Origin of the sequence: Sandarakinorhabdus oryzae, assembly GCF_009733735.1 — a bacterium.
Classification (GTDB): domain Bacteria; phylum Pseudomonadota; class Alphaproteobacteria; order Sphingomonadales; family Sphingomonadaceae; genus Sandarakinorhabdus; species Sandarakinorhabdus oryzae.
This window is the reverse complement of record NZ_WNJP01000097.1, coordinates 1-10601: the sequence shown is the minus strand read 5'-3', so window position 1 is coordinate 10601 and position 10601 is coordinate 1. Positions and strand designations below refer to the sequence as shown.

Below are 10601 nucleotides of genomic sequence, written 5' to 3'. Positions count from 1 at the left end.
CGCCATGGCGGCACGCGGCGTGCGCCTGGTGATGCGCGCGCCGGCCGCCGCGCCGCCGAAGTCGCAGGAGCCCAGCCTGTTCGATTTCAACGCCGCACCATCGCCAGTGGCGCTGCGCGGCCGGCCCTGATGCTGATGCGCCTGGCCCTCGCAGCGCTGCTGGCTGTCGGGCTGGCAGCGACTGTGGCTGCGCAAACGCCGTCCACGCCCGAAGCCCGCATCGTGGTGCAGTCGTCCCGCAGGGACTGGATCGATGTGGCTGCCTGGACGCCAGACAGCCGCTTCCTGTTCACGGCAAATGGCAAAAGCCGCGAATTGCTCCTGTGGGACATCGAGCAACAGGTCATTGTCGATCGCGTTGCCTTGCCCGGCCATCCAGGTGAACTGGATGGCGAAACGCAATATCACAGCATGCAAATGGATGCGGCCGGCACCACCTTGCGCATCGAAGGCCAGACCTGGACGAACGCGATGCAGCCGGTCGGGCTGACCTTCATCGTCGATGTCGCCAGCCGTGCAGTCCGCCTGCAGTCACAACTGCAGCCCAAGCCGACGGGCAGCGCGGCCAAAGTCGATAATCGCAAGCGAGCGATTTGGTTTAGCGCCAATATGAAGGCCTATGACCCGAAGGAAACACCAGCCATCCGCGCTGAAAACGCGGCGCTGTTGCCTGCCCTGCCGAGCGCGCCAAACGGCCGCTGGCGGATCCTGCGGGAATACCCTCATTTCGTGCTTGAGGCCGCAGATGGCCAACAGCGCCATTTCTTTCAGCCGATCTCCAAGCGAAGCATCGCCGATGGCCAGGTTTCGCCCAATGGCCAGACCCTTGCCATCAGTCTCTACGACGGAACCACGCTCGTCGTCGAACTCCTCGATCTGCTCAGCGGTTCGCTCAAAAGCCGCTTCACGCTGCCACGAACGGCCAAGTTCATCGATTGGCTCGATGATGATCATTTCCTGGTGAAACCCTGGTCTGACGCGGATGATAGCCTGCAGCGCGGCGCGGCATCCGGGCTGCAGATCGTGGAAAGTCGTGAAGGCACCGTCACCGGCAAGCTGCCGTGGGCCTGCTTTCCGACCGTCATTGATGATGCCAAGCTGATCAGCATCGGACAGGAAGATTGCCGCAAGACCGGCTGGGATCCCAACAAACTCCGAACCCGGTTTCTGCGACTGCAGGATGGCGATTGGGCGCCGCTGGAGACGACGATCCCGCAGCGGGTGTTGGACAAGAGCACCCTGCTCGGCCTTGGGGTCAGCCGCAGGAGCAGCAAGGTCGCCGTTCTGCTGTTTACCATTTCGGAACAACGACAGGCCTATGTGCTCGATCCGGTGCGAGGTGATGCTGTCCGCCTGCGCCTGCCGCCCATGACGCAAGCCAAGCCGACCAGCCATTACCACGCGGCGGGTTTTGCGCCAGACGGCGGAACCTTGTGGGTCGCAAGCGAAGGCGAGATCCTGGAATGGCCGCTCGCCGGCACGCCGAAGACAATTGCGTCCGCGCAGCCACGGCGCATCGCGACCTCGGTGCAATCGCCGGTTTCTGTCGAAAGCAATGGCGAGCAACTGCTCGTGGCCGGCGAAGATGGCCGCGTGACCCTGGTTGACAGGGGCGCAGCCACACCGCGGCTCGCGCTGGAATTCAGCCCCCGCATAAAGGCGGCCGGGTTGCTGCCGGGCCGGCCAATCATCTGGGCAGCGGCGTTAGAAGGCTTGCGCCTTTGGGACAGTCGGTCGGGCGCTGTGATACTGACCACCTATTTCCTTGGCGATGGCTTCGTCAGCGTGACGCCCGATGGTCGCTATGACACCAACCTGGGGCCTGACTCGAGGGCGTTCCGCTGGTTGATCAGCGACCGGCCCTTCGACAGCCTGGCCCCGCAGACGTTGATGCGCGATTTCTACACGCCGCAGCTGTCGCAGCGACTGATCAATTGCATGGCGGCCGGCAATTGCACCAGCGTGTTGAAGCCGCTGCCGGCGCTGGCCAGCCTCAATCGGCTATTGCCCGTTATCCTCGTCACCAAGATAGACTCGGTCACGCCTGGTTGGATGCTGCTGTCGCTGGAGATCGATCAAACCCATGACGCCGCAAAGGGCCAGAGCTCTGGCGTGTTCGGCTTGAAGGTCCTGCTGAACAACCGCCAGGTTCTCAGCCTGCCCGAAGCGGCCGAGACGCAGGCACATGATCTGGAGAAGTGGCGAAGGGCAAGCCGGCTGTCGGCCGACGGTGCGGCTGGCACGCTTTTCCTAAAGGTGCCCGTGGCGCTGCCCAGCGACGGCCTGCCGGTCAAGATCAGCGCCTACAGCTTCAACAGCGACCGGGTGAAGAGCGATACCGTTCAGATCATCTTCGATCCACCGCCGGCACCGCGCCGCCCGCGCCGCGCCTTCGTGCTGACCATAGGGGTCAATGATTATGGCGAACGCCGGTTGCGGCTGAACTTTGCCGTTCCGGATGCCCTGTTGATCGCCGAGCGGCTGGCCTCCATGCCCGGTTATGAGGTGCGCCGCGCCAGCCTGACCACGACGGCCACCCGCACCGTGACCCGCGACCATGTCTTGCTGGCGCTGTCGCTGCTGGGCGGGCGGGACGTGGAAGGCGCCCGTGCCCGGCTGCGCATGGCCGGTCACGATGTCAGCCAGCTTGATGAGGTGTCGCCCGATGATGTAGTGATCATCAGCTTTTCCGGCCACGGCGCGGTCGATGGCTTCGGCAATTTCGCACTGCTGCCCTCTGATGCGCGCTGGCCGCTCAGCGCGCCGCAGCCCGAGGGGGCGAGTGTGATCAGCATGGACGATCTCACCTACTGGCTGCGCAGCATCAATCCGCGCGATATCGCCTTGATCATCGATGCCTGCCATTCCGGTGCGGCCGTGGCGACGCCCGATTTCAAGCCCGGCCCGATGGGCGATCCGGGGCTGGGACAATTGGCGTTCGACAAGGGCATCCGCATCCTGGCCGCCACCCAGGCCGACGACGTGGCGCTGGAAAACGCCAGCCTGGCCCAGGGCTATCTCACCGCCGCGCTGGGGGAAGGCCTCAGCGCCGAGGGTGGTCCGGCTGATCTCGATCGTGATGGTCGGGTCGGTCTCGACGAATGGTTGCGCTATGCCGTCAAGCGGTTACCATCGCTGGAAGAAGAAGTGCGGCGGGGCGGCGGCATCGACGTGGCGCGAGGGGTAAGATTGATCATGCGCCGCACTGAAACGGCGCCGGCCAGGGCCCAGTTGCCCAGCCTGTTCGATTTCAACGCGGCACCATCGACCGTGATCCTGCGAGGCCGCCAATGACGAGAACCAGCACGCGCATGACGCCCAGCACCGCCGTTCTGGCCCTGCTGACGGCGCTGCTGTTGCCCGCCAGTGCCAGCGCCGATGTGCGCGCGGTGTTCGTTGGTATCGACAAATATGAAAACAGCCGCGCCACTGTGCCGGGCGCCGGCTTCGACGATCTGTCAGGCGCGGTGGGCGACACAAGGCGGATCCGGGCGGCACTGGCCAGCAGCCGGGGCCTTGATGTCGGACCGATGCCGGAGGGCCAGCCCTGCCAGTCGCAAGGGGCGGCCGCCATCACCCTGATCAACCAGTGCGCCACCAAGGCGGCGATCCTGGCCGCATGGAACCGCCAGCTTGACGACAGCCAGCAGGGCGACACGCTCCTGCTCTATTTCGCCGGCCACGGCTCGCGCTTCATTGATGATGTCGCGCTTGATCAGGCCAGCCGTTACAACAGCACGCTGATGGCCTATGACGCGCGCCGGCCCGGCGCCGTGGCCGGTGCTGACATCGTCGATTTCGAGGTGCGGCAGTTCATCGATGGCGCCACGTCACGCGGGGTCAATGTCGTCACCTGGTTCGACAGCTGCAACAGCGGCACGGCCAGCCGCGATGGCAATTCGGCCACCCGCACCGCGCCTGATCTGAAGGTGCGCGGGCTGCAGCCGATCGCTTCTCCCCAGCAATATGGCAGATATGGCGCCTACCGCGTGCACCTGGGCGCCGCGGGGGACGGCCAGGATGCCAAGGAGGTCGGCGCGGTTGGGGCGCGGGCCGGCGTGTTCACCACAGCACTGGCGAAGGCGATCACGGCCACGCCGCAGGCCAGCTTTGCCGATCTTGCCGCGCGCGTGGTGGAAGAGGTGACAACGGCCACCAGCAACCGCCAGGTGCCGCATGCCGAAGGTGCCCTGCGCGCCACGCTGGGCGGGCCGGAAATCAAGGTGCCCACCTTCCCCGTTGCCATCGATGGCGGTCGGCTGGTGATGGCCGCTGGCGGTCTGGTCGGCGTCACGCGGGGCTCGCGCTTTGCCCTGTTTGCCACCACCGGCGAGGCGCTGGCCGGCAACAGCGACCTTGTCGCCAAGGTGGGCAGTGTCGATGCCGGCGTCGCCATCCTGGTGCCCGAGGCGCCCTTGCCAGCCGCCACGCCTGGCCAGCTGGTGGCGCGCGAGATCGCCCATGATTTTGGCGGCCCGGTGCTAACCCTGGCCGTCACTGATCCGGCCGCACTTTCCGTTGTGCAGAAACTTGGCTTCGTGCGTGCGGACCCACGTGGCCGCTTTGCGCTGCGGGCCTCGGCCAGCGGCCTCGATCTTGTTGGCCCCACCGGCCTGCTGGCCAGCCTGCCCCCGCCCGACAGCGCCCCGTTCGGCGTGCAGCTGGCGGCTGCACTGGAAAAGATCGCACGGGTGGAGCGCTGGCTGGCGACTGTGCAGCCCCGCGACGGGGTCAGCCTGTGCGTCCAGAATCTTGCCAAACCCACTGCCACGTTTGACCCGTATGCTTGTCAGGAACTGCCGCCGGGCGGACGCACGCTGAAGATGGGCCAGCCGATCAAGGTCGCGGTGCAGAACAAGGCACCGGAACCGCGCTTTGTCTATGTGCTGGCGATCGGCCGCAAATATAGCGTGGACCTGGTGTTGCCCGGCCTTGGCGCCAGGGAACCGGCGATCCCGAACGGCCAGGCCCTGCCCATTCCCGAGGGGCAGGAGCTGACGCCCGAAGAACCCGGCCCACTGCGCTTCGTCGCGTTGTCCAGCGATCGCGAGCTCAATGCCAGCGTGCTCGAACAGACCGATACCGACGTCGTCGATCTGCAGGCCTGTCTCAGCCCGGTGGCGCGGACCTTCTGCCAGGGCGCGGACCGGGCCAGGGCCGGCGGCTGGAGCCAGGTCGGCAACTGGTCTGCAGCCATCGTCAACACAAGGGTTGAACCATGACCAGGATCGCATTGCTGCTGGGGTCAGGCCTGCTGCTGGCCGCCCAGCCCGCGCCCGACCCGGCGCCCACCCCCGCGCCCGAGGATGAAGGCTCCCGCGTCGTCCGCGGCACACCGGCCCAGCCGGGCAGCGCCCCCTGGCAGATCGAGATCTTTCTCAAGGCGCCCATCCCGGACGAGGACCTGAAGGCGGACCTGAACCGCGCTGACACTGATCTCAAGAAGCGCTTCTATGACCGGATGGAGCCGTGGGAGCAGGATCACAGCTGTGGCGGCGTGCTGATCGACAAGGAGTGGGCCTTGAGCGCCGCCCATTGCTTCGTTGGCGGCCCGGAAATGCTGTACAGCCTGCCACTGATCGGCGCGCGGGTGGGCAATGTCGATATCACCTATGCCACGCCGATGCGCATAGAGCGCGTGGCCGTCCATGCTGGCTATCGCCGCAATGGCGCCAAGCAGCATGATATCGCCCTGCTCCGCCTGGTGCCGGCCGAGGAAACCCGGTCCGATGTCGCTGCCGCCGCTGCGCCGGTGCGGATACTGGCGCCGGCGGAGTTGAAGACGCTGAAGCCCGGCGATGATCTGAAGGTCACGGGCTGGGGCCAGGTCGGTGAGCGCGAGAATGGCGCCACCCGCTCGGTTGACGGCAAGCGCCTGCGGGCGTCGCGCTTCCTGCTGGAAGGCCGGCTAACCCTGCTCGATCGGAAAGACTGCGAAAAGGTGGCGGCGTACAAGAAGATCCTCAACCCCGGCGTGCTGTGCGTGACCGCCGGCGACGACAAGCAGCAGGACAGCTGCCAGGGCGACAGCGGCGGGCCGTTGACCCGGCGGCGCGTGCTGGTCGGTCTCGTCAGCACCGGCGAAGGCTGCGGCCGCAAGGGCATACCGGCACTCTACACCAATGTCGCTTATTATGCGGACTGGATCGCGGCCGCAAAGGCCAGCGTGCCAGCCGGCGTGATCGCCCGCTGCGCGCTGCGCGGCGGCAAGGCCGTGTGCGATAGCGCTAGTCAGCCCCGAACAGGTCGCGGGTAAAAACCTTGCCGGCGACGTCCGCCAGGTCGTCGCTCATGCGGTTGGCCAGGATCACGTCGGCCTGGGCTTTGAACGCAGCGAGATCGCGCACCACGGGTGAGCCGAGGAACTGGTCTTCGGCCAGCGCCGGCTCGTACAGCACCACCGGGATGCCCTGCGCCTTGATGCGCTTCATGATGCCCTGGATGCTGGATTGGCGGAAATTGTCACTGTTGGCCTTCATCACCAGCCGATACACGCCCACCGTGCGCGGCTTGAGATCAAGGATGCGCTCGGCCAGGAAATCCTTGCGGGTCTGATTGGCGTCGACGATTGCGGCGATCAGGTTTTGCGGCACCTTGCCATAATTGGCCAGCAGCTGCTTGGTGTCCTTGGGCAGGCAATAGCCGCCATAGCCGAACGATGGGTTGTTGTAGTGGCTGCCAATGCGCGGATCGAGGCCGATGCCATCGATGATCTGGCGCGTGTCCATGCCGTGCGCCATGGCATAGGAGTCGAGCTCGTTGAAGAAGGCGACACGCATGGCGAGATAGGTGTTGGCAAACAGCTTGATCGCCTCGGCCTCGGCCGGGTCGGTGAGCAGCACGGCGACATCCTTCTTCACCGCGCCTTCCAGCATCAGATCGGCAAACTGGCGACCACGCAGGCCGGTATCGCCGACGATGATGCGCGACGGGTGGAGATTGTCGAACAGCGCCCGGCCCTCGCGCAGGAATTCCGGCGAGAAGAAGACATGATCGCTGCCCAGCTCGGCGCGCAGGCGGCTGATGAAGCCGACCGGGATGGTGGACTTGACGACGATGCTGGCGTCCGGATTGGCGGCCAGCGCGGCCTTTGCCACCTGTTCCACCGACGACGTGTCGAAATGATTGGTGTCAGGGTCGTAATCGGTGGGCGTGGCGATCACCACCACCTCCGCGTCGCGGGCAGCGGCGGCCAGATCGGTGGTCGCGGTCAGCCTGAGCGGCCGGGTGGCGAGATAATCCTCAAGCTCGGCATCAACGATCGGGCTCTTGCGCTGATTCACCAGATCAACCCGCGCCGCGCTCACGTCCACCGCCGTCACGTCGTGATTCTGCGCCAGCAGGACCGCGTTCGACATGCCAACATAGCCAAGACCGACAACGGCAATCTTCATCATCTGCTCCACGGGCGCCGGCTGCACCGGCGGCAAGTGGCCGCCTGTGTGGCGAATTACGCCCTTCTGTGCAATGCCCGTGCACGCCAACAGCGGCCACCGGGGCCAGCCATCGCACGGTTGCAACAACATGCGCCGATGCTGTTGCTGACGGGTCCAGCTATGCTATCGTAAGCACTTGCGGCCGGGGGAGTGATACAGATGCCATCGAGTTCCAACCGCATCGGCAAGATCACCACGACGCCTGATCGCCAGCTGTTGCTGACGTCGATGACGGCGATCGAACGCCTGTCGGAACTGTTCCTGATCGAAGCCGAAGTGGTGGCGGAAGGCGGCCCGGTCGATCTCCACGAATGCCTGTCCAAGACGGTGACCTTCAGCTTTGACGGGCAGCCGCATGTCTCGCGCCATTTCAGTGGCATATTGTGCGAATATGCCGAAGTCAGCCGCAGCAACGGCGGCAAGGATTATCATTATCGGCTGGTGGTGCGGCCCGAGGTCTATCTGCAATCGCTCCAGCGACTCTCCAAGATCCATTACAAGAAGAGCATCGCCGACCTGATCCAGTTGCTGCCGAACCAGCAGCAGAAGCTGCAGGCCAGTTATTCGCCGGTCGAATATCGGGTGCAGTATGAGGAAAGCAAGTTCGAGTTCGTCAGCCGCCACATGGAGCGCGAAGGCATTTATTATTTCTTTGAACATGGCGACGGCAGCCACAAGATGGTCGCCGTTGACAACAAGGCGGCCCATACCGCCAACACGCCGGAGAAGGTGCGGCTGGTCGCTGGCGCCCCGGATGGCAAGGAAGCCGTGCTCACCAGTCTGCGCGAACACCGCCGGCTTGGCATCACCGGTCGTGAGGTCGATGATTATGACTATACCGGCCCGACGGTGCAGCTGTGGCGCGATGCGCAGGAAAAAACGGTCGGCAAGGCGCCGAAACGCTGGCGCACCTCGGCCCCGTCCGACGTGTCGCTCAACCTCGGCGGTCGCTATGAGCATCCCGGCCATTACGACAAGGGCAGCGTTGCCGACGGTCAACGCTATGCCAAGGTTCGCCTGGAGGCCGACCGCGCCGAGATGGCCCGCAGCCATGCCGAAGGCGACGTGTTTGCGGCGGCCGTCGGCCGGAAGCTGAAAGTGGCGTTTGACGAGAGCCAGAATGGCGAGGGCTATATCGGCGAGGCCGAATATCTGATCGTTGCCACCCACCATCATTATTATGCGTCGGGTTTCCGCAGCGGTGGCGGCGGCGATGAGGACATGCGGGTGGAACTGGAACTGATGCCATCCGATCACCCGTATCGGCCGGCGCTGAAGACCCCGATGCCGCGCATCATGGGCCCGCAGACCGGCAAGGTCGTCGGCCCGCCAGGTGAGGAAATCTACACCGACAAATATGGCCGCATCAAAGTCGAGTTCTTCTGGGACGTGCAGGATTATGACGGCGGCGGCGAAGTGCATGCCCGCAGCCTGTGGTTGCGCGTCGCCCAGATGAGCGCCGGCCGTGGCTATGGCGCCTTCATGATCCCGCGCATCGGCCATGAAGTGGTGGTGGATTTCCTCAACGGCGATCCGGACCGGCCGCTGGTCACCGGATCGGTGTATAACGAAGACAATCTGCCCGCCTTTGGCAATTCGGCCGGCAACCCGGTGCAGGGCCTCAGGACCAACAGCAGCAAGGGCGGCGGCGGTTTCAACGAGATCAGGCTGGACGACACCAAGGACAGCGAGGTGTTTCACGTCCAGGCCCAGAAGGATCTGACAACACTGGTGCTGAAGGGCAACGAAACCCGCGACATCAAGGAAGGCAACCGCACCACCACCATCGACAAGGGTGACGAGACAATGTCGGTGAAGACCGGCAAGCGCACGACCACCATCAAGATGGACGAGACGCTGACCGTGGAACAGGGCAACCGTGAAACCACGGTGAGCCAGGGCAATGACACCCACACGCTTTCGATGGGCAACCGCACCACCAACGTGAAGATGGGCAACGACAAGTTGCAGATCGACCTGGGCAAGCAGGAAACCCAGGCCATGCAATCCATCGAGCTGAAAGTGGGCGCCAACAGCATCAAGATCGATCAGACCGGCATCACCATCAAGGGCCTGCTGATCAAGATCGACGCCAGCGTGATGTATGAGAGCAAGGGCACGATGATCCAGCAGCAGGCCACCGCGATCCATATCGTGAAGGGCGCCATGGTGATGATCAACTGATGACCACGCTTGCCGCTTCCCGCCCCTGGCCCAGGGTGAAATGGACCAAGGCCGGCCAGATTGCCGCGCTGACCGGCGGCAGCGTCGATCTCGACGCCGTTGCCGAATTGTCGCCTGCCGATGCCTTTGCCCGTCTGCGTGAAACCGATCCGGTGCAGGCACTGAACTTCATCGCCCATTGCCTGCCGCGGCTCGACGCGGTGCGCTGGCTGGCGGCTGGGCTGGGCGCGATGACGCCAACCAGTGTCGCCCGCCGGCTGGCGGCCCGCAAGGCGGTGAACCGCTGGCTCGCCGAGCCCTCCGACGCCAACCGCCGCCTCGCCTTCCAGGCCGGCGAGAATGCCGGCTTTGACACGGCGGAAGGCTGCGCCTGTCTCGCCGTGTTCCTGTCGGGCGGCAGCCTGGCGCCAGCCACCCAGGAACAGGCCGTGCCGGCGCCGCCCGCCGCCTTTGGCCAGGCCCTGGCTGGCGCCGTGTTGCTGGCCATGCTCGACAATGATCCCCCGGGCCTTGCCGGCCGGCTCAGCGCCGCGCTGGCCCAGGCCGAACAAGTGGCTGCGTCTGCCTCATGAGCTGCACACTTTCCATCGAGAATGTCGACAGCCTGACGTCGGGTGACCCGGTGACCATGGTGCTGAACGAGCATGGCCTGTCCATCGGCCGCGCCGCCCATGCCGACTGGACCCTGCCCGACCCCAAGAATTTCATTTCCTCGCTGCACTGCGACATCGATTTCGTCGACGGCAGTTATGTCCTCACCGATCGCTCGACCAACGGCACTTTCATCAATGGCGGCAACCAGCGCCTTACCGCACCGCATCGGCTCAATCATGGCGATCTGCTCAAGATCGGCAGCTATGAAGTGCGCGTCAGCCTCACCGGTGCGGCCGCCGTGGCCGGCAGCGCTGGCGGCGGGGCGTTCGGCGCCAGCAGTGGTGGCGGGCTGGACTGGCTGACCGCGGCCGGTGCCGCACAACCGGC

7 protein-coding genes are annotated in these 10601 nt (G+C 65.1%); 6 read left to right on the top strand and 1 reads right to left on the bottom strand.

What is annotated here, in order from left to right:
- The first annotated feature begins 135 nt into the window (after positions 1-135).
- Genes GJ693_RS10350 through GJ693_RS10340 form a run of 3 tightly spaced genes read left to right on the top strand, consistent with a single transcriptional unit; the run spans position 136 to position 6256 of the window.
- Entirely contained in the window at positions 136-3294 is a 3159-nt protein-coding gene (locus GJ693_RS10350) for a caspase family protein (protein WP_197042100.1), read from the top strand.
- A gap of 17 nt (positions 3295-3311) precedes the next feature.
- Positions 3312-5222 (top strand): caspase family protein, encoded by a 1911-nt coding sequence (locus tag GJ693_RS10345; protein ID WP_197042099.1) that lies wholly within the window; start codon positions 3312-3314, stop codon positions 5220-5222.
- Positions 5219-6256: a S1 family serine peptidase gene (locus GJ693_RS10340; protein ID WP_156256227.1), complete on the top strand. Its 1038-nt coding sequence runs from the start codon at positions 5219-5221 to the stop codon at positions 6254-6256. Before GJ693_RS10345 ends, GJ693_RS10340 begins: the two co-directional genes overlap by 4 nt.
- Here the strand turns inward: GJ693_RS10340 and GJ693_RS10335 are convergent.
- Positions 6228-7394: a nucleotide sugar dehydrogenase gene (locus tag GJ693_RS10335; protein ID WP_156256230.1), complete on the bottom strand. Its 1167-nt coding sequence runs from the start codon at positions 7392-7394 to the stop codon at positions 6228-6230. The genes GJ693_RS10340 and GJ693_RS10335 overlap by 29 nt on opposite strands.
- Before the next feature lie 201 nt (positions 7395-7595).
- Here GJ693_RS10335 and GJ693_RS10330 point away from each other — a divergent pair, with 201 nt between their 5' ends.
- The 3 genes from GJ693_RS10330 to GJ693_RS10320 all read left to right on the top strand — a co-directional run.
- On the top strand, positions 7596-9620 hold the full coding sequence (locus GJ693_RS10330) for a type VI secretion system Vgr family protein (RefSeq protein ID WP_156256226.1): 2025 nt from the start codon (positions 7596-7598) through the stop codon (positions 9618-9620).
- Positions 9620-10192, top strand: a complete 573-nt coding sequence (locus GJ693_RS10325; RefSeq protein WP_156256225.1) for a DUF6931 family protein — start codon at positions 9620-9622, stop codon at positions 10190-10192. Before GJ693_RS10330 ends, GJ693_RS10325 begins: the two co-directional genes overlap by 1 nt.
- Positions 10189-10601: type VI secretion system-associated FHA domain protein (locus GJ693_RS10320; RefSeq protein WP_156256224.1), on the top strand; the 413-nt coding region annotated here is incomplete at its 3' end. The genes GJ693_RS10325 and GJ693_RS10320, both read left to right, overlap by 4 nt.

What these genes read in the sequence shown, in the direction of transcription:
- GJ693_RS10325 (WP_156256225.1), top strand. Translation starts at nt 9,620, where the DNA reads ATGACCACGCTTGCCGCTTCCCGCCCCTGGCCCAGGGTGAAATGGACC.
- GJ693_RS10335 (WP_156256230.1), bottom strand. Translation starts at nt 7,394, where the DNA reads ATGAAGATTGCCGTTGTCGGTCTTGGCTATGTTGGCATGTCGAACGCG.
- GJ693_RS10350 (WP_197042100.1), top strand. Translation starts at nt 136, where the DNA reads ATGCGCCTGGCCCTCGCAGCGCTGCTGGCTGTCGGGCTGGCAGCGACT.
- GJ693_RS10345 (WP_197042099.1), top strand. Translation starts at nt 3,312, where the DNA reads ATGACGCCCAGCACCGCCGTTCTGGCCCTGCTGACGGCGCTGCTGTTG.
- GJ693_RS10340 (WP_156256227.1), top strand. Translation starts at nt 5,219, where the DNA reads ATGACCAGGATCGCATTGCTGCTGGGGTCAGGCCTGCTGCTGGCCGCC.
- GJ693_RS10330 (WP_156256226.1), top strand. Translation starts at nt 7,596, where the DNA reads ATGCCATCGAGTTCCAACCGCATCGGCAAGATCACCACGACGCCTGAT.